The organism is Microbacterium sp. NPDC055521 (assembly GCF_053619695.1).
On sequence record NZ_JBSHJX010000001.1, the window covers coordinates 262,631 to 279,949 of the forward strand.

The 17,319-nt window shown below is 69.0% G+C and carries 20 protein-coding genes and 1 tRNA gene; 3 read left to right on the plus strand and 18 right to left on the minus strand.

The features are described 5' to 3' along the window. Positions 1-118: 118 nt before the first annotated feature. The 8 genes from ACWGSM_RS01245 to ACWGSM_RS01280 all read right to left on the minus strand — a co-directional run bounded on the left by ACWGSM_RS01245 (position 119) and on the right by ACWGSM_RS01280 (position 6,351). Positions 119-1,303 carry a hypothetical protein gene (locus tag ACWGSM_RS01245; protein WP_363447654.1) on the minus strand — a complete coding sequence of 395 codons (1,185 nt, stop codon included), beginning with the start codon at positions 1,301-1,303 and terminating at the stop codon, positions 119-121. Further along, positions 1,300-2,079, minus strand: a complete 780-nt coding sequence (locus ACWGSM_RS01250; protein ID WP_363447652.1) for a bifunctional DNA primase/polymerase — start codon at positions 2,077-2,079, stop codon at positions 1,300-1,302. Before ACWGSM_RS01250 ends, ACWGSM_RS01245 begins: the two co-directional genes overlap by 4 nt. Then, complete coding sequence (locus tag ACWGSM_RS01255; RefSeq protein ID WP_363447649.1) at positions 2,076-2,408, minus strand: hypothetical protein; 333 nt, start codon at positions 2,406-2,408, stop codon at positions 2,076-2,078. The genes ACWGSM_RS01250 and ACWGSM_RS01255 overlap by 4 nt, the downstream gene beginning before the upstream one ends. 776 nt (positions 2,409-3,184) lie before the next feature. Next, positions 3,185-3,682: a hypothetical protein gene (locus ACWGSM_RS01260; protein ID WP_452321170.1), complete on the minus strand. Its 498-nt coding sequence runs from the start codon at positions 3,680-3,682 to the stop codon at positions 3,185-3,187. 129 nt (positions 3,683-3,811) lie between these two features. Beyond that, positions 3,812-4,054: an excisionase family DNA-binding protein gene (locus ACWGSM_RS01265; RefSeq protein WP_363447643.1), complete on the minus strand. Its 243-nt coding sequence runs from the start codon at positions 4,052-4,054 to the stop codon at positions 3,812-3,814. A 578-nt stretch (positions 4,055-4,632) separates the two neighbouring features. After that, positions 4,633-4,935, minus strand: a complete 303-nt coding sequence (locus ACWGSM_RS01270; protein WP_363447641.1) for a hypothetical protein — start codon at positions 4,933-4,935, stop codon at positions 4,633-4,635. Further along, positions 4,932-6,161 (minus strand): tyrosine-type recombinase/integrase, encoded by a 1,230-nt coding sequence (locus ACWGSM_RS01275; protein ID WP_452321171.1) that lies wholly within the window; start codon positions 6,159-6,161, stop codon positions 4,932-4,934. Before ACWGSM_RS01275 ends, ACWGSM_RS01270 begins: the two co-directional genes overlap by 4 nt. A gap of 114 nt (positions 6,162-6,275) precedes the next feature. After that, positions 6,276-6,351 (minus strand) — tRNA-Ala (locus ACWGSM_RS01280). Positions 6,352-6,549: 198 nt separating this feature from the next. On the opposite strand from ACWGSM_RS01280, the gene ACWGSM_RS01285 reads away from it, so the two are divergent. Continuing rightward, on the plus strand, positions 6,550-6,753 hold the full coding sequence (locus ACWGSM_RS01285) for a hypothetical protein (RefSeq protein WP_452321172.1): 204 nt from the start codon (positions 6,550-6,552) through the stop codon (positions 6,751-6,753). 33 nt (positions 6,754-6,786) lie between these two features. Here the strand turns inward: ACWGSM_RS01285 and rsfS are convergent, their stop codons facing one another. The 9 genes from rsfS to rplU all read right to left on the minus strand — a co-directional run bounded on the left by rsfS (position 6,787) and on the right by rplU (position 13,490). Beyond that, on the minus strand, positions 6,787-7,164 hold the full coding sequence (gene rsfS / locus ACWGSM_RS01290) for a ribosome silencing factor (RefSeq protein ID WP_452321173.1): 378 nt from the start codon (positions 7,162-7,164) through the stop codon (positions 6,787-6,789). Next, positions 7,164-8,324, minus strand: coding sequence for a hypothetical protein (locus tag ACWGSM_RS01295; RefSeq protein ID WP_452321174.1), 1,161 nt, complete (start codon positions 8,322-8,324; stop codon positions 7,164-7,166). Before ACWGSM_RS01295 ends, rsfS begins: the two co-directional genes overlap by 1 nt. After that, entirely contained in the window at positions 8,321-8,923 is a 603-nt protein-coding gene (nadD, locus tag ACWGSM_RS01300; RefSeq protein ID WP_452321175.1) for a nicotinate-nucleotide adenylyltransferase, read from the minus strand. Before nadD ends, ACWGSM_RS01295 begins: the two co-directional genes overlap by 4 nt. 6 nt (positions 8,924-8,929) lie before the next feature. Further along, entirely contained in the window at positions 8,930-9,142 is a 213-nt protein-coding gene (locus ACWGSM_RS01305; protein ID WP_452321176.1) for a hypothetical protein, read from the minus strand. Between the two features lie 49 nt (positions 9,143-9,191). Next, on the minus strand, positions 9,192-10,469 hold the full coding sequence (locus ACWGSM_RS01310; protein ID WP_452321177.1) for a glutamate-5-semialdehyde dehydrogenase: 1,278 nt from the start codon (positions 10,467-10,469) through the stop codon (positions 9,192-9,194). 54 nt (positions 10,470-10,523) lie between these two features. Next, a complete protein-coding gene (proB, locus tag ACWGSM_RS01315) occupies positions 10,524-11,312 on the minus strand; it encodes a glutamate 5-kinase (protein WP_452321178.1) in 789 nt (262 codons plus the stop codon). Beyond that, the gene (gene obgE / locus ACWGSM_RS01320; RefSeq protein ID WP_452321179.1) at positions 11,309-12,808 is read right to left on the minus strand and encodes a GTPase ObgE; all 1,500 of its coding nucleotides are present in this window, start codon (positions 12,806-12,808) and stop codon (positions 11,309-11,311) included. The genes proB and obgE overlap by 4 nt, the downstream gene beginning before the upstream one ends. A gap of 95 nt (positions 12,809-12,903) precedes the next feature. Further along, the gene (gene rpmA, locus ACWGSM_RS01325) at positions 12,904-13,161 is read right to left on the minus strand and encodes a 50S ribosomal protein L27 (RefSeq protein ID WP_071643174.1); all 258 of its coding nucleotides are present in this window, start codon (positions 13,159-13,161) and stop codon (positions 12,904-12,906) included. A gap of 20 nt (positions 13,162-13,181) precedes the next feature. Continuing rightward, positions 13,182-13,490, minus strand: coding sequence for a 50S ribosomal protein L21 (gene rplU, locus ACWGSM_RS01330; protein ID WP_099196842.1), 309 nt, complete (start codon positions 13,488-13,490; stop codon positions 13,182-13,184). Positions 13,491-13,702: 212 nt separating this feature from the next. Between rplU and ACWGSM_RS01335 the strand changes: the two genes are divergently transcribed. After that, the gene (locus ACWGSM_RS01335) at positions 13,703-13,969 is read left to right on the plus strand and encodes a DUF4031 domain-containing protein (RefSeq protein ID WP_452321180.1); all 267 of its coding nucleotides are present in this window, start codon (positions 13,703-13,705) and stop codon (positions 13,967-13,969) included. Positions 13,970-13,974: 5 nt separating this feature from the next. On the opposite strand, the gene ACWGSM_RS01340 is transcribed toward ACWGSM_RS01335, so the two are convergent. Next, positions 13,975-16,380, minus strand: coding sequence for an Rne/Rng family ribonuclease (locus ACWGSM_RS01340; protein WP_452321181.1), 2,406 nt, complete (start codon positions 16,378-16,380; stop codon positions 13,975-13,977). Positions 16,381-16,647: 267 nt separating this feature from the next. Here ACWGSM_RS01340 and ACWGSM_RS01345 point away from each other — a divergent pair, with 267 nt between their 5' ends. After that, positions 16,648-17,259, plus strand: coding sequence for a vitamin K epoxide reductase family protein (locus ACWGSM_RS01345; RefSeq protein WP_452321182.1), 612 nt, complete (start codon positions 16,648-16,650; stop codon positions 17,257-17,259). Positions 17,260-17,319: the final 60 nt, after the last annotated feature.

Below are 17,319 nucleotides of genomic sequence, written 5' to 3' on the forward strand. Positions count from 1 at the left end.
TTTGGGGTGCGGAGCACTATGCTCACTCATCTGCGGCATGATCTACCGTTAGTAGATATACCACCCCCCTGACCCCCCTACTAGGCCCTCGTGGTAAACATGACCGTAGCACGCTTTCTCACCATGGTGCAAACTTCCCCGCATGCAGCAGCTCGGTCAGGTGATCCCCCTGCGCCCTGGACAGCTTCCGGCGCGCTTCGTAGAACGGGATGCCCTGCGCCTGCATCTCGCTCAGCCGCTCCCGCATTCGCTGTTCCACGCGCTGCGATCGCAGCTGCTGGCCGTCGTCGGGTTCGGCCAGCGCCTCGGCCACCGTATCGAGCGTGTCGAGTGAGTGAGCGAGCACAGCGCCCCCCAGGTGCCAGTCCTCGGCCGTCAGGTGGGACCGGCCGGCCATGTTCGCCAGCGCTATGGCGATGATCGCCCGGTTTAGCAGCACGCGGCTGTTGATCGGCTCGCGCTCCCCTCGGTGCGCGGCGCGGGTGTCCGCTTCGTGTGCCGCGTCCATTTCGGGCAGAGCGTCCACGTATCGCACGCCGTCCCACTGCGAGAGGGGCACAAACACGGGCGGCTGCTCGGCGCTCGGACGCGGGGCGTCGGCTGCATCGGGATCTTCTGCCACCAGCCACACGAACCGGGCTGACAGCCCGCCGGCCACAGCCCCGTCGCCCAGCAGCGGCCCAGCCCGTCGAGGCTGCACGCCGAGAGTGAGTACTGCCCTGTAGCTGCCGGCCGGGATGGTCACGCCGTCGCCCTTCGCGTTCTGCCCGCCGATGGTTTCCCCGGATGTCACAGACTTGATCGTTTCGAGCATGGTCGATCCTGTGCGGTCACCCTGCTGTGCGAGTTGGCCCACCTCATCCCAGTGCAGCCACACCGCGTGATCCAGGCGGGCGTATGTCAGCTGAGGATCTTCGCCCTTCTCCGTGTGAACTTTCCCGAGCATGGTCGCGATCGCTTCACCGCTGCGCGCGTGCGCGGTCTCGGGCACTTCCTCCCCTTCGAACATCACGGCGCAGGCTGCGCCACGGATAGCTGTGGACTTGCCCGCGCCAGAGCGCCCCACCAGGGCCAGCGCGAGATTCAGCGGGGTGCCCTCAGGGTGCAGCGCAGAGCGATAGCGCACCGGGTACGGGATCGTGAGCAGGGATCGGCTGATAGCGGCAGCCAGCAGCGCCCACGGCGAGGCAATGCGTCGCCTCGCTTCGTAGCGCAGCGCAATCAGCTCGGGCCGTTCGCTCATCCACACCGCTCCCGGATCGGGCAGCGGCTCGACCGCCGCAGGAACTACCGGAACCGTCACGCCGCGCCGCCTATCGTGCGGCGTGCGCTTGCGATTGTGCGCATCGCTTCAGTCTCCGTCAAGCCCGCGGCGACGGCTGCCCCTTCCAGCAGATCGAATGTCAGCGTGCCGTGTCCGTCCCGGATCGCCTGACAGGCTGCCCAGAACAGCCGCCCGTTTCGCGTGCCCTCGGGGGCGTCCTGCACGAATCCCGCCAGATACGCCGCACGCGCGCTCAGCCGGCTGGCGTGCTGCGTCGAGCTTGCCGGCGTCGAGCGAGGCGCGCGGCGAGGCTCAGCCGGCCGCAGCAGCTCGCGCAGGGCGGCGGGCAGGGGTGCCGGGGGTGCATCCTCCCACTGGTAGGGCTGTCCGGTGTCGGGGTGCAGGCTCGGGGGCATGACGAGGTAGCCGGTTTCGGTCTTGACGTCGATGCCAGCCGGCAGCCGGGTTGAGGTCAGCGGCCCGCCCGGATTGAGGAAGTACAGGTGACGGCCGCCGGTACCTCGGCCGGAATGCACGGTCAGGGTGCGGGGTAGCAGCCCGCCTGCGGCGTCCGCAAGCTGTGCGAGGCTGCCGCCGTTCTGAGGGTCGATATCGAGCACCAGGAGCGAGCGAGGCACGCGTGCGCCGATGTTGCGGCGCGCCCCGGCGGGCCACCACGCCGCGATCTGTTGCGGGTCGGTGGTGGCATCCTTCACGCCGTGCGCGGTCATCGGGATCTTGCCGCGCAGCGGGATCACCGGCCAGCCGGCCGCTGCCAGGCGCAGCGCGTCGTCACGTGTGGGCAGGGCAGTCACGAGAGAACCCCTCCGCGCGCGGCTTCGAGCTTCACCAGGTAGTCGATGCCTCGGCCGCGATCGCGCCGGGACATGCGCAGGGGCACCAGGGCGCGGGCGTCGACCTGATCGAACGCGACTCCGACGCGGCGCGAGTTTCGACCAGCGCGAATGTCAGCGCGGATCTCGGGTGTCACCGCGTAGTAGACGGCCTGCACCAGCTTGGCGGCGAGGGGTGCCGTTTCGGGCAGCTCGGGCGGTAGGTCGCAGTCTGCGCGCCGCTGAACGTACCAGCGTGTGGTGGCTGTGGGGGCGCTGGCGCTTCCGGCGCGGGGGCTGTAGGTAGGCATGAGTTTGGTTCCGTTTCGAGTCACACAGACCGGCGCAGTCGCGGGGTGCGGGGGTGCCTATGGGTGTGAGCAGGGCGCTCTGAGGCGCGAGCCGGCGCTATGCGTCGGTCTAGTGCCGGAAATGGCCGGCAGTCCTGTGCCGCAGAGTGCGGCGGGATCGGCTCGCGCTTACACCAGGCCGGCTGGCGCTGGGGCGCGAGGCGCGCGAGGCAACCGCCAGACAGGGGCAACTCGCAGGGCAGCTGTCGCTGCGCGGGCGTGCGCCTCTCGCAGCGCGAGCGGGACGGCAGCCGAGATCATGGCGCGCAGCTCTGCGCAGGCGCGGTCGCGTGCCGCGATGAGCGCAGCTCTGCGCTCTCGTAGCGGAATCGGGCGGGCGGGCGCACCGGCGCGCCGTGCGAGGGCACGGACGGCGGCACGGCGCGGGTGATAGTCCGGGAGCTGGTGAGCGAGCCATTCAAGGCTCTCACCGCGCGCCGGGATGCCGCGCGCGATCGCTTCCGCGTCGGCGTCCATCGCGCGGCGCGCACGGTCGCGCAGCGCTCGACGGTTCAGCTCTCCGAGATCGTCGGGGTGAGCATCGTCTGCCAGTGCCCATGCGAGGAAGTCGGGATCACGCGGCGCAGGGTGGGCGGCGGCTTCGGCCGGCGGGGTGGCGCGTCGTGCATTGCGGGAACTGGGGATCACCGTCGCGCCGGCCTTTCGTGAGCAGTGGGGGATTGTTTCGAGTGCTGGGGGCACGCCGGCGCGATGGTGTCGGCATGCCCCCTGTGCGGTCAGGCTCGCTGTGCGGCGGTCTCGAGTGCCGCCTGCACGGCTGCCTGCCGCATGGGCGTCGCGGTTGTCTGCGAGTGCAGCAGATCGGCCGTGTGGCGGCACGCGGGGCACATGCGCGGGCCGCGATCGCTGACGCTCGCGGTTCCGCCGGCGAAATCAGGCGTGTAGTACGGCCGGATATCTTTGTTGATCTCGTGGCAGATCGGGCAAGTGTGCTTCTCGGCGATCGTCTTTGCCCGATCCGCCGCGAGCTTCGCGTTCCACACGACTGTGCTGGCGGCGCTCAGGCGCGCCAGGTGCTCGGCACGGGCCAGTAGCTCGGGCAGGCGGTCGGTATAGACGCGCTGCCGATCCTCGGGAGTGACGATGATCGCGCCGTCGAAATCAGGATTCTGGCGGCGGCGGCGCTCGGCAGCCAGCTCGCGTGAAGCGCGTTCCATGAATGCGGCCGTGTCGGGCGTGGCGGCTGCGTACAGCTCGGCCAGCTCGGCCGGCACGGTAAGCGCGGCGGGCGTGGGCGTGGTCGCGGTGGATGCGGGCGTGGACTTCTTGGGGCGGGTGAATCGAGACATTGTCAGTGGTTCTTTCTTTCGGTGCGGTTGTCGGGGCGGTCGGGAGTTTGCGGATCAGTCGCGCGCAGCAGTGGTCGGCTGCCGGGTATTCGCCGCCACGTACTCATCGAGCGCGGGGCGCGGGATGCGCACGTGCTTGCCGAGCTTGACGACCTGCACGCGGCGGTCGGAGACCAGTCGGCGGGCGAATCGCTCGGACGTGTTGATGTATGTGGCGGCTTCGGCCACGGTCAGCAGCTCGGGCCATGTCTCGGGGGCAGGGGCGGGTGCGGGGGTGGTGATCGTGCTGGCGGTCATGGTGGTATTCCTTCCATCGGGGCGTCTTGTCTGTCCCTCTCCGGTATGGGGCGGGTTGTTGCGGTCAATGTTGCGTGGGAGATCGCTGGGCCAGCAATTCCCCACACGCGGCATTGCGCGACGTTTCGCTAGGTAAATTGACCCGAAAAACATGCGCCCACGTGGTCGTCAGCGGGCAGGGAGCGCGTCGCTGCGAGCTGCAGAGCCGGGGGCGTCCAGCTGTGCTCGGGGCGGGCATCCCCGTGGCCGAGATCTCACCGGGGCGCAGCGAGCTGCCCGGCAGCATCCATCTGCTGCGCCGCGCCGAGCTGGCCGGCAGCGACCGGGCCGGCGCCGAGCTGCAGAGCCGGCGTCGAGGTGCAGGGCCGGCGTCGAGCTGCAGCGGCGGCAGCATCCAGCTGATGCGCGGGCCGAGCTGGCGGGCCTCGGCCGTCACTTCGCTGCACTGGCAGGCGTTGCCCCCTGCGGCGGATGACATGTCTAGGACATGTCAGGGCGTCCCGACGTCGCCGAGAGTGGACGGCGCGCACAAAAAAGCCCCCCGCACGAGATTGTGCGGGGGGGCTTTTCGAGGTGGGCTAAGGCGTCGGGTCGCTGGCGATGCGCCGCAGCTGTGCGGCAGCAGCGTCGAGCAGGGCCGCGAGCCGGTCGGGTGACGCTGCTTCGGCGATCTCGGCGTGGTCAGAAGTGTGCAGCGTCCACTCGTCGGGATCCAGTGCCGTCGACCGTCGGTGCACCGTCATTCCTCCGGGTAGCGCGATGCTTGCGCTTTCGTGCAGCCACTCATCGGGCATGGCGTCGTCGCCGCCGTGCGTCCAGGTGTTTCCCTCGCACCAGTGCACCGGGCAGGCGAATCGAGCCGTCACGTCGGGCGCGATCATCGAGCGCCCTCCCCAAGCGTCGCGAGTGCTTCGCGCATGTCCGGTGCGAGTGTGCGCCGTTTGGCGTAGTGCTGTTCCGTGACGCGTGAGCGAGAGTGCCCTAGGGTGAGCGCTGCCGCGTCCAGCCCGCCGCTCTCGTGGTCTGCGATCGTTGTTGCCACGGTCTTGCGGAACACGTGCGGCACCAGCTCCGATGACAAGCCTGCCCATTCGCGCACGGCGCGCAGCTGGCGGTGCACGGAGTGCGAGCCTGTGGGCAGGCCGGTGCTGGTGTGGAACAGGTAGTCGGTCCCGTGGAGGTTCGCCGCCAGGGCGAGGCGTTCCAACGTCGGCACTGCCCACTCGGGGACGATAATCGAGCGCATGCCGGCCTCGGTCTTTGTCGCAGGCTGCCAATGCTTGCGCTGGCCGTGCCCCTCGATGAGCGTCCCGGCGATGGTGACGACCGTGCGAGCGTGCGCGAAATCGACGTCCTGCACACGCAGCCCGAGCGCTTCACCGATCCGCGCCGAGGTCGCCAGCATCACGTCGGTTACGTCGAGGAGCAGTCGGGACGGCTGCGGGCCGTACCGGTCGGGGCGGTCGCGCCACGCGTCTACGGTGCGCCGGAACTGCCCGAGCTGTATCGGCTCCAACGTCACGATCTCTTTCGTCGTGCGGGGGTGCACACGGATGCTGTCAGCCATGTCGAATGTGAAAAGGTCACGGCGTTTGCCGAGCTTGACTACCTTTCGCAGCGCAACGAGGGCGTTGCGCGCCTGGGCGGCGCGATGAGCATGCCACTGCTGGTAGGCAGCGTCTAGCAGGCTCGGTTTCACCGCTCCGATCGGCACCGCGCCGAGCGACGGGACGATGACGCGACGGATCAGTCGAGCCTGCTCATGCAGATAAGCGGGCCGCGCTTCCGCAAATGCCGCTTCCTCTGCGATGAGCGCTTCGCACAGCGCTTCGAACGTGCTCGCCAGGGTGAGCACGCCGGGAATGCTAGCAGGGGCGACTGTCACGCGATCGGGGTCTATCCACGTGCCAGTCACGTGGGCTGCCCGCTCGGTGGCGAGCCATGCCTGGGCTTCCGCGTCGCTGTCGAACCGGCGCGGGGCGCGGATGGTGCGCCCTTCCATTCGGTAGAACGCTTCGAACTTGCCCGACTCGCGCCGACGTATGGTGCCCCACGCGGCGGGGCGCTTGCGTTTCGGGTGCGCGGAACGGGGTTGCGATGTAGCCATCTCGGGTATCCCTCTCGGAATCTCCGGGAGACTCACGAGTGTCCGTGAGTGCCGCCCGGATGCCACGGAGAGGTCTAAACTCTTCCCCGAAATCACCCGTGACCGGGTGTATTTTGGTGGACCTGGGGGGACTCGAACCCCCGACCCCCTGCATGCCATGCAGGTGCGCTACCAGCTGCGCCACAGGCCCATCTTCGCTGCCGAACTCGGCAACCTGATCAGCATACTACGCACCGCCGGGCGAGCACCAAATCGCGCCGCCGGGTCGGGAGTGTCGGCTCGGCTAGCCGCTGCGAGGTGCATCGTCAAGCCGATCCACCCGCCGGATCAGACCGCGCTAGATTCGCCGCACACGACGCGCAGTGCGTCATCATGAACAGGAGCGATCATGTCGAATCCCACCCCGAACATGCTTCCCGAAGACCCCGATCTCGAAGAGAACGCAGGCGTTCCGACCCGAGAGGTCGACGGCGACGTCGAACTGGATCCCGACGCCGACCCGGACCGGATCGACAGCATCGACGCCGACCGGATGGCATCCGGGGCCGACCACGAAGACGAGGCGTGGGCAGGCGACGAACGCGTCGACTGACGATCAGGCGACACGCTCACCGACCGCGCGGGATCACTCCCCCGCGGCGTGCGTCGGAAGGTCGATCGGAACGACCGGACAGTCCTTCCAGAGCCGCTCGAGGCCGTAGTAGACGCGCTCTTCGGAGTGGAACACGTGCACGACGAGGTCTCCGAAGTCGAGCAGCACCCAGCGCGACTCGGCGCGGCCCTCACGACGCACGCGACGGTGACCCGCCTCGAGAAGCTGATCCTCGATCTCGTCGGCGATGGCGGCGACGTTGCGCTCGCTGTTCCCGGTCACCAGCAGGAAGATGTCGACGAGCGGCAACGGCTCGGAGACGTTCAGTGCGACGAGATCCTCGCCGCCCTTGGCATCTGCTGCGCGAGCGGCGATCTGCAGCATCTCTGCGGCGGTTTCAGGGGATTGCATCAAGCGAGGACTCCTGTGGTGAAGGCGATGATCAGCGCTGCGGCCAGCGCGAGCGCGAGACCCCCGGCGACGATCGCGAGGGTGAGAGTGAGCTTGCTGCCCTTGTCAGGCACGGGCGGGCGGATGACCTCGCCGGCGGGCTTCGACGTGCTGATCGCCGAGCTGGCGGCGATGGGCGTCGGCGACGACGCGGGCGCGAGCTCGCCGTCGATGAGCACGGCGTCGACGTCCTTACCGTCGGTGGTACCGAGCGCGTGGCCCTGCGAACCCATGCCGTCCGGCAGCGCGTAGGTGCCGGTGATCAGCAGCTCACCGGTCGAGGCGACAGGCCCGGAGAGGGAGCCGGCGCCGGGTGACGGCGTGAAGATCAGCGTGCTCGAGGTCTTGTGCGAACCGGCCGAACCGGTCTCGAGCAGGTCGTCGAATGCCGTGGGCATGCCCGGGCCCGACGGCGACCTCTTGACGCCGATGCCGAAGGCGGCTCCGACCATCGGGCGCTCGGGCTCGGCATCGGTCTTCGCGACGTCTTCTGCGGGCGAGGAGGGCGTGACGTCGGGACCGGATGCCGCGGGCTGGGCCTCCTGGGACGCGACAGCAGGGGCGACGGCGACGGGCACGTCGACGATCAGCTCTTCGACGACCGGCTCTTCGACGACCGGCTCTTCGACGACGTCCGGTTCCACGACCGGCTCTTCGACGACGTCCGGTTCCACGACCGGCTCTTCGACGACCGGCTGGGAGACGACCGGCCGGGCCTCGACCGGCTCTTCGGCAGCACTCGGCTGCTCGGCGGGGGCACCGGAATCGGCGCGGCCGCGCTCCTGCGCACGCGCGGCGCGTCGGGTGAGCGGAACAGCTGAGGCGGGGGAAGGCGACGCGCTCGACGCAGCCGGCTCGACGGGGGTCGGCTCGGCGGTGTTCGACTCGACCGGGGCGGGCTCGGCCTCGGCCTCGACGGCAGGGTGCGGCTCGGTCGCGTGCGACTCGGTCGAGTGCTGCTCGGCGGGCGCGGACTCCGCGGGAGCGTCGTTCGGCCTCCCGGTCTGTGCAGCACGCGCGGCGGCCGCCTCCTCACCGCTGACGACCGGTGTCGAGCCGGTCAGGCGGAGCTCACGCAGCTGCTTGCGCGTGAGGGTGTGCCCGTCCTCTTCAGTGCTCATGCCTTGCTCCGATACAGATGATGCTTCGCGATGTACTGGACCACGCCGTCCGGGACCAGGTACCAGACCGGCTGACCGTCGGCGACTCGCTCTCGGCAGTTCGTCGACGAGATCGACAGCGCCGGCACTTCGAGCTGACTCACATCGTCGGTGGGCAGTCCGTCCGTGCTCAGCACGTGGCCCGGCCGCGAGACGGCGACGAAGTGGGCGAGATCCCACAGTTCATCATGGTCTCTCCAGCTGAGAATCTGCGCCACGGCATCGGCGCCGGAGATGAAGAACAGCTCGGCATCCGGACGCTGCGCCTTCAGGTCACGCAGCGTGTCGATCGTGTACGTCGGCCCGTCGCGATCCATGTCGACGCGGCTCACCGTGAAGTCGGGGTTCGAAGCCGTCGCGATCACCGTCATCAGGTAGCGGTGCTCGCTCGGCGACACGTTCTGCTTCTGCCAGGGCTGACCGGTCGGCACGAACACGACCTCATCGAGGCCGAACGAGTGCGCGACCTCGCTCGCCGCCACCAGGTGACCGTGATGGATGGGGTCGAACGTGCCACCCATCACGCCGATGCGCGGTGCCCGAGCGCTGGAATCGTGCATGCGGTCCTAGTGGCCGTGGCCGTCCCTGCCGTGCCTCAGGGCGTAGGCCTCGGCCTTGGCCGCGTGACGGTTCGCGACGTGGCGGAACGACAGGGTCACCAGACCCATCACGGCGAAGACCAGCGCGGCGATGGCGCCGAAGATGAAGGTCTCGGCGGCCACGTTGCCGTGGTGCTCCGTCTCGGCTGCGGCCATCGCGATCTGTGCGATGAGGTTCATCCTGACTCCGTTCCTGACATGGCAAGCAAACGCCTGTCCATTCTAGTCCTCACCCGCGGATCTGACCGGACCCGCGCGCGAGCCACTTCGTGCTCGTCAGCTCGCCGAGCCCCATCGGGCCACGCGCATGCAGCTTCTGCGTCGAGATCCCGACCTCGGCGCCGAACCCGAACTCGCCGCCGTCGGTGAAGCGTGTGGAGGCGTTCACCATCACCACGGCGGAGTCGACCTCGGCGAGAAACCGCTCGGCGTTGCGGGAATCGGTGGTGATGATCGACTCGGTGTGCCCTGTGCTGTACCGGCGGATGTGGGCCAGCGCCTCATCGAGATCGTCGACCACCTTGATCGCGATCTCCAGCCCGAGGTACTCGGCCGCCCAGTCGTCCTCAGTGGCGGGGATCGTGCCCGCGACCAGCCCCGCGACCATGTCGTCGCCGTGGATGGCGACCCCCTCGCTGAGGAGGGCGCTCGCGATCACCGGGACGAGCTGAGGGGCCGCCTGACGATGCACCAGAACCGTCTCGACCGCGTTGCACACGCTCGGACGCTGCACCTTGGCGTTCAGCACGATGTCGCGCGCCCAGTCCATCGGCGCCGACTCGTCGATCACGATGTGCACCACTCCGGCGCCGGTCTCGATGACCGGCACGGTGGACTCGGTGACGACGGTCTCGATGAGCGACGCGCTGCCGCGCGGCACCAGCACATCGATCAGCCCGCGCGCGTGCATCATCGCCTTCGCCCCGTCGCGGCCGAAGTCGTCGACGCTCTGGATCGCCTCGGGGTCGTTCCCCAGATCGGCCAGCGCCTGTCGCATCACCGCGACCAGCACCGTGTTCGACTCGCGGGCGGCGCTGCCGCCGCGGAGCACCACCGCGTTGCCCGCGCGCAGCGCGAGGGCGGCGATGTCGACCGTCACGTTGGGTCGAGCCTCGTAGATCGCACCGACCACGCCGAAGGGAACCCGCACCTGCTCGAGGGCGACGCCGTTCGGCATCCGGTGCCCGCCGATCACCTGCCCGATCGGGTCGGGCAGAGTCGCGACGTCGCGGACGGCGGATGCCAGTGCCGCCACGCGCCGCTCATCCAGGCGCAGCCTGTCGATGAGCGACTCGCCGATGGCGTCCGCGCGCCCGCGCTCGATGTCGAGGGTGTTGGCCTCGACGATCCGCGCGGTGCTCGACTCGATCGCCAGGGCGATCGCCTCGAGAAGACGCGCCTTGTCGGCGCTGGTCAGCCGCGCGATCGAACGCGAGGCCTCCTTGGCACGCACCAGGCGATCCTGCGCGGTGTCCGCGGGGGCATCGGTGACGAGGGATGTGCTCATCCGGTCAGTGTATCGACGCCCGACCAGGGCCCGGGCCGGCATGACGCCGGCGGTTCACCCGACGACCCACGGGGCGAACCACGTGCCGATCTGCTCCCCCTCGAGAGCCTTGCCGACCAGGTCGGCGCTGGTCACCAGCACGCCGATGCCGGATGCCGCGGCCATGCGCGCGGCGGAGACCTTCGTCGCCGCTCCCCCGGTTCCGACGCTGTTCACGACGGACGCGCCGAACTCGAGACCGCTCAGATCGGCATCCGCCGGGATCTCCTCGATCGGCACCGCGGTGGGGTCCGTCGGCGGTTTGGTATACAGCGACTCGACGTCGCTGAGCAGCACGAGCGCATCCGCGCCGACGAGCTGCGCGACGAGCGCCGCGAGCCGGTCGTTGTCGCCGAAGCGGATCTCCTGGGTGGCGACGGTGTCGTTCTCGTTGACGATCGGCATGATGCGCAGCGACAGCAGCCGGTCCATCGCGCGTCGCGCGTTGCTGCGCGAGGTCGGGTTCTCGAGGTCACCGGTCGTCAGCAGCACCTGGCCGGCGACGATGCCGAACGGTCGCAGGGCCTCCTGGTACCGGAAGACGAGCACGTTCTGCCCCACGGCCGCGGCGGCCTGCTGCGTGGCCAGATCAGTCGGCCTCGAGTCGAGAGCGAGGTACGGGATGCCGGTGGCGATCGCCCCCGATGAGACGAGGATGATCTCCGCGCCGCGACGGTGCGCCGACGACAGCGCCTGCACGATCATCGGGATGCGCCACGACGACTCACCGCTGATCGACGAGGATCCGACCTTGACGACGATGCGGCTCGCGGCGCTGAGCTCTGCGCGGCTGCGCGCGGTCATTCCTCGTCCTCGCGGGATGCGAGGCGCTTCTCCTCGAGCTCGGCGCGGGCCGCGGCCCTGGCATCCATCATGTCGTGGTACTGCTCACGACGCTCGACGGTGGTGCGGCGGTTCGAGCCGCCGATGCGGATGTCGGTGCCGCGCGGAGAGCCCATCAGCTCGGCGGTCGAGGCGATCGACGGCTCCCAGTCGAAGACGACGCTGTTCTCGCCGGTGCCGATCATGACGGTCGCACCCGCCACGGCACCCGCCTTGAACAGGGCGGTCTCGACGCCGAGACGTTCGAGGCGGTCGCCGAGGTAGCCCACGGCCTCCTCGTTCTGGAAGTCGGTCTGCTGCACCCAGCGCACCGGCTTCTCGCCCAGCACGCGGTAGATGTTGCCGTAGGTGCCGCCCTCGACGCGGATCGAGAACTGCTCCTTCGCCCCCTTCGGCCGGATGACGACGCGCTCGCGCGGCACCTCCACGGCGAGCTCGGCGCGGTGCTGGTCGACGAGCTCGGCCAGCGCGAAGCTCAGCGCGCGCAGCCCCTCGCGGGCGACGGTCGAGATCTCGAAGACCCGGAAGCCGCGCGCTTCGATGTCGGGGCGCACCATCTCCGCGAGATCTCGCGCCTCGGGCACGTCGACCTTGTTCAGGGCGACGATCTGCGGCCGCTCGAGCAGCGGCGTCTGCCCCTCGGGCACCTCGTAGGCGGCGAGTTCGGCGAGGATCACGTCGAGGTCGGAGAGCGGGTCGCGACCCGGCTCGAGGGTGGCGCAGTCGAGCACGTGCAGCAGGGCGCTGCAGCGTTCGACGTGGCGCAGGAACTCGAGGCCGAGTCCCTTGCCCTCGCTGGCGCCCTCGATCAGGCCGGGCACGTCGGCGACCGTGTACCTGCTGTCACCGGCCTGCACCACACCGAGGTTCGGGTGCAGCGTGGTGAACGGGTAGTCGGCGATCTTCGGACGAGCCGCGGACAGGGCGGCGATCAGGCTCGACTTGCCGGCGGACGGGTAGCCCACCAGGGCCACGTCGGCGACGGTCTTCAGCTCGAGTACGACCGAGCGCTCCTGGCCGGGCGTGCCGAGCAGCGCGAAACCGGGAGCCTTGCGCTTGGGTGAGGCGAGTGCAGCGTTGCCGAGCCCACCCCGGCCGCCCTCGGCGACCACGTACTTCTCGCCGGGGATGATCATGTCGTGCAGCACATCGCCGTCGACGCTCTTCACCACGGTGCCCACCGGGACGGGCAGCTCGAGGGACTCGCCGGCGTAGCCGGAGCGGTGATCGCCCATTCCGAAGCCGCCGTTGCCCCCGCTGCGATGCGGCGAGTGGTGGTACGACAGCAGCGTCGTCACCTGCGGGTCGGCGACGAGGATGATGTCGCCTCCGTCGCCGCCCTTGCCGCCGTCCGGTCCGCCGAGCGGCTTGAACTTCTCTCGATGGACGGAGACGCAGCCGTTGCCGCCCTTGCCTGCGCGGAGGTGCAACGTGACGGTGTCGACGAAGGTGACCATGTCACTCCTTGAACTGGGTCCCTGAGCCCGTCGAAGGGCTGGGATACGAGGACGGGGCGAGCCGAAGCCCGCCCCGTCCCGGAAGTCTGCTGCTCTTACTGAGCGGCTGCGACGATGTTGACGACCTTGCGGCCGCCCTTGGTGCCGAACTCGACAGCGCCCGCCTCGAGTGCGAACAGCGTGTCGTCGCCGCCACGGCCGACGCCGGCGCCGGGGTGGAAGTGGGTGCCGCGCTGACGGACGAGGATCTCGCCGGCGCTGACGGTCTGACCGCCGAAGCGCTTCACGCCGAGTCGCTGTGCATTGGAGTCACGACCGTTGCGGGTCGAGCTCGCGCCCTTCTTATGTGCCATGTGCTGAGCCTCTTCCGTGCTTACTTGATGCCGGTGATCTTGACGCGCGTGAGCTCCTGACGGTGGCCCTGGCGCTTCTTGTAGCCGGTCTTGTTCTTGAACTTCTGGATGACGATCTTCGGCCCGCGGAGGTTGCCGAGAACCTCAGCCGTGACCTTGACCTTCGCCAGCTTGTCGGCGTCGGTGGTCACAGAGGCACCGTCGACGAGAAGCACGGCGGGAAGCTCGATGTTCTCGCCCTGGGCAGCCTGAACACGGTCGAGCTGAACGATCGTGCCGACCTCGACCTTCTCCTGCCGGCCACCGGCGCGCACTACTGCGTAAACCACTTCATACCTGTTTCGTTGGGGAGCGGATCGCTCCGGGAATCTCACGGGAAGACTGTTGCTTGCGTTCATCGCCGCGAGGCGAAGGATGCGGACGCAAGACTTCTCCTGCGATCGGCAAAGCCGCCAGGGGTCTCGCACCAAAGGACAACTTTACCGGATCATCGCCGATGCCGCAAAGCGGGCCCGGCGCGGGTCGCGTCTAGGATCACGGCATGACCGTTCTCGTCGACCACGCCATCTGGCCTGCTCACGGCAGGCTGTGGGCGCATCTCGTCAGCGACTCGAGTCTCGACGAGCTGCATGCGTTCGCCGCACAGCAGGGCATCCCCCGCCGCGCCTTCGATCTCGACCACTACGACGTGCCGGCCGACGCCCTGCCGAGACTCCTCGCCGCCGGTGCGGCGCACGTGAGCGGCAAGGAGCTCACCAGACGGCTGATCCGCTCAGGACTCCGGGTGCGAGCCCGCGACCGTCGCTGATCCGCTCAGGACTCCGGGTTCGAGCGCGCGACCGTCGCTGACCCGTCGGTCGAGGCGTTCGGGGTCAGCATGGCGGTCGTCACCCGACGCCGGTTACGGCCCTGACCGGGTGCCTTCGGCTCGGGAAGAGCGTCGAGCACCGAATCGAGCAGCTGCTCGGTCTGCGTCTTCGGAGCGCCCTTGCGCTCGCCTCCGCGCTTCTTGCGCTTCTTCGGGCGCTCACTCTGGGCGCCGTTGTGGGCGTCGCTCTCGGGCGCCGGCTGAGGCTCGGCAGCAGGCTGAGGCTGAACCTGATCCTGCGCGGCGTCGTCGTTCACGACGATGGTCGACGCGGCGATGGCGGCGAGGGCGGACTTGGCGACCTCGGTGATGCTGTGGGTGCCGCCGTTGACGGACGGCTGCTTCTCGGCCGCGGGTGCGGACTGCTGCGACGAGCCCCCGCGCGAACGGCGGTTCTGTCCGCCGCCGTTCGATCCGCTGCTGCTGCGGTGCTTCACGACGGGGTCGTGGTGCACGATCACGCCGCGGCCGGCGCACACGTCGCACGCCTCGCTGAACGTCTCGAGAAGACCGAGGCCGAGCTTCTTGCGGGTCATCTGCACGAGTCCGAGCGAGGTCACCTCGGCGACCTGGTGCTTCGTGCGGTCACGGCTCAAGCACTCCACCAGGCGGCGCAGCACGAGGTCGCGGTTGGACTCGAGCACCATGTCGATGAAGTCGACGACGATGATGCCGCCGATGTCGCGCAGGCGCAGCTGGCGGACGATCTCCTCGGCGGCCTCGAGGTTGTTCTTGGTGACGGTCTCTTCGAGGTTTCCGCCCGAGCCGACGAACTTGCCGGTGTTGACGTCGACGACCGTCATCGCCTCGGTGCGGTCGATCACGAGCGAACCGCCCGAAGGCAGCCACACCTTGCGGTCGAGAGCCTTCTCGATCTGCTCGGTGATGCGGTACGCGTCGAACGGATCGACGTCGTCGGTGTATGTCTCGACGCGGTCGAGCAGGTCGGGAGCGACGCTCTCGAGGTAGGCACGGATGGTCTGCCGCGCGTCGTCACCCTGGATGGTCATGCGGGTGAAGTCCTCGTTGAAGACGTCGCGCACGATCTTGACGAGCAGATCCGGCTCGGCGTGCAGCAGCGCCGGGGCCTGCTGCGTCTGCACCTGCTTCTGGATGTGTTCCCACTGCGCGGTGAGACGCTGCACGTCACGGGTCAGCTGCTCCTCGGTGGCACCCTCTGCAGCCGTGCGCACGATCACGCCGGACGACTCGGGCAGCACCTCTTTGAGGATGCGCTTGAGACGAGCGCGCTCGTTGTCGGGGAGCTTGCGCGAGATGCCGTTCATCGAGCCGCCCGGAACGTACACGAGGTAACGGCCCGGGAGCGAGATCTGGCTGGTCAGACGGGCACCCTTGTGACCGATCGGATCCTTGGTGACCTGCACGAGCACGCGATCGCCCGCCTTGAGCGCCAGCTCGATGCGACGGGGCTGGTTGCCGGTCTCGACGCCGTCCCAGTCGACCTCTCCGGAGTACAGCACCGCGTTGCGGCCGCGCCCGATGTCGACGAACGCCGCCTCCATGCTGGGCAGCACGTTCTGCACGCGGCCGAGGTACACGTTTCCGATCAGCGAGGCGTCCTGATTGCGAGCGACGTAGTGCTCGACGAGCACGTCGTCTTCCAGCACGCCGATCTGCGTGCGACCGTTCTTGGCACGCACGACCATCATGCGGTCGACCGACTCGCGGCGGGCGAGGAACTCCGCCTCGGTCACCACCGGACGGCGTCGACCTGCGTCGCGGCCGTCCCGCCGACGCTGCTTCTTGGCCTCGAGGCGCGTGGAGCCCTTGATGGCCTTCGGCTCGGTGATGTACTCGACGTGACGCTGGCGCTGCCGTGGCTCGTCACGGGTCTCGTCGCCGTCGCCGCGTCGGCGGCCGCGTCCGCGGCGGAACGTGCTGTCGCGATCGTCGCCCTCGTCGTCGTCGCGGCTGTCGCGTGCGGGCAGCGGGACGATCTCGGGTGCGTAGAAGTGCAGCTGGGTCGACACCTTCGAGACGAACACCTCGGGAAGCAGTCCCAGGCTCACCGCGGTGGCGGGCGTCGGCGCCTCAGGCTCGGCCGGAGCGGCGGGCGCGGCTGCCTGTGACGCGGACTGCTCAGCGGACGCTGCGGCGGCCTCGGCGGGCTCGTCGCGCGTCGTCTGCAGAGCGGCCGCAGGCTCGATCCCCGGCTGCTGCTCGGCCACCGGCTGGTCGGTGCCCTGCTGCTCGGCGGCATCCGGCTCCACGGCATCCGACTCCACGGCGGCGTGCTGACCCGCCCCCGACGGCGAGGTCTCCTCGACTACCGGCTGCGCCGGCGTCTCGTCGAAGGTGGGGGTGTTGTTGTCATCGTTTTCATCGGCCATCTCTGGCTAGCTCCCTGCGCGGGCACTGCGTGCGCCGCGAAAACTCGTGCGGCGAAACTGCGGCCGCGAACTCGATCGGCTGGAGGTCGGCTCTCTGGCGCGACCTCCTGGGGCACATCACCCCGAAGTCTTGTCGATTCGATCGCGTGTGAGCGCGACGTCATCTTGAGTCATTATCGCATCTCCGCGACCCGACGACGGAACCGCATTCGACTCGCGTGCCGCGATTCACCCGAGCCGCATAGCCGCCGCTGGGATAATCACGCCATGACCACCGCGCGCACCCGTCACGTCGGCTACGGAATCTGGCTCATCGTCGCCGCGGTACTCGGCTGGTGGGCGGCTTTCCAGCTGACGATCGAGAAGTTCTACGTGCTCGAGAATCCGGGCGCGACGTCGAGCTGCTACGTGAGCGTCATGCTGCAGTGCGACAAGAACCTCGGGTCGTGGCAGGGGGCGGTGTTCGGCTTCCCCAACCCGCTGATCGGCGTGACCGCATGGATGGCCGTGCTCGTGATGGGCGTCGCCGTGCTCGCCGGCGTGCGGTTCCCGCGGTGGTTCTGGGCTCTGTTCGGGGTCGGCGTGCTCGGCGCGTTCGTCTTCGTGTGCTGGCTGATCGGTCAGAGCATCTACAACCTGCACACCCTGTGCCCGTGGTGCATGGCCACCTGGGCCGTGACGATTCCCACGTTCTTCGCCACGGCGGTGCATCTCGCACGCAACGGCACCCTCGGACTGTCCTCAGCGGCACGCGCGCGCGCCGGACGCCTGATGGTGTGGGTGCCGCTGGCGACGATCCTCGCCTACGCGATCATCATCGCCATGGCGCAGCTCGCCGGACTCGACCTGCTCGGCGAGGTCGTCGACATGGTGTTCTGACCCCGCGGCCGAGAGATCGCGCAGACGGGAAGAGGGACGCCCGATCGGGCGTCCCTCTTC

Coding starts and splice junctions, on each gene's coding strand:
- ACWGSM_RS01340 (WP_452321181.1), bottom strand. CDS start 16,380: ATGGCCGATGAAAACGATGACAACAACACCCCCACCTTCGACGAGACG.
- ACWGSM_RS01310 (WP_452321177.1), bottom strand. CDS start 10,469: ATGAGCACATCCCTCGTCACCGATGCCCCCGCGGACACCGCGCAGGAT.
- obgE (WP_452321179.1), bottom strand. CDS start 12,808: ATGGTCACCTTCGTCGACACCGTCACGTTGCACCTCCGCGCAGGCAAG.
- ACWGSM_RS01255 (WP_363447649.1), bottom strand. CDS start 2,408: ATGCCTACCTACAGCCCCCGCGCCGGAAGCGCCAGCGCCCCCACAGCC.
- ACWGSM_RS01265 (WP_363447643.1), bottom strand. CDS start 4,054: ATGACCGCCAGCACGATCACCACCCCCGCACCCGCCCCTGCCCCCGAG.
- ACWGSM_RS01270 (WP_363447641.1), bottom strand. CDS start 4,935: ATGATCGCGCCCGACGTGACGGCTCGATTCGCCTGCCCGGTGCACTGG.
- ACWGSM_RS01275 (WP_452321171.1), bottom strand. CDS start 6,161: ATGGCTACATCGCAACCCCGTTCCGCGCACCCGAAACGCAAGCGCCCC.
- nadD (WP_452321175.1), bottom strand. CDS start 8,923: ATGCACGATTCCAGCGCTCGGGCACCGCGCATCGGCGTGATGGGTGGC.
- ACWGSM_RS01345 (WP_452321182.1), top strand. CDS start 16,648: ATGACCACCGCGCGCACCCGTCACGTCGGCTACGGAATCTGGCTCATC.
- rpmA (WP_071643174.1), bottom strand. CDS start 13,161: ATGGCACATAAGAAGGGCGCGAGCTCGACCCGCAACGGTCGTGACTCC.
- rsfS (WP_452321173.1), bottom strand. CDS start 7,164: ATGCAATCCCCTGAAACCGCCGCAGAGATGCTGCAGATCGCCGCTCGC.
- ACWGSM_RS01335 (WP_452321180.1), top strand. CDS start 13,703: ATGACCGTTCTCGTCGACCACGCCATCTGGCCTGCTCACGGCAGGCTG.
- proB (WP_452321178.1), bottom strand. CDS start 11,312: ATGACCGCGCGCAGCCGCGCAGAGCTCAGCGCCGCGAGCCGCATCGTC.
- ACWGSM_RS01295 (WP_452321174.1), bottom strand. CDS start 8,324: ATGAGCACTGAAGAGGACGGGCACACCCTCACGCGCAAGCAGCTGCGT.
- ACWGSM_RS01305 (WP_452321176.1), bottom strand. CDS start 9,142: ATGAACCTCATCGCACAGATCGCGATGGCCGCAGCCGAGACGGAGCAC.
- ACWGSM_RS01285 (WP_452321172.1), top strand. CDS start 6,550: ATGTCGAATCCCACCCCGAACATGCTTCCCGAAGACCCCGATCTCGAA.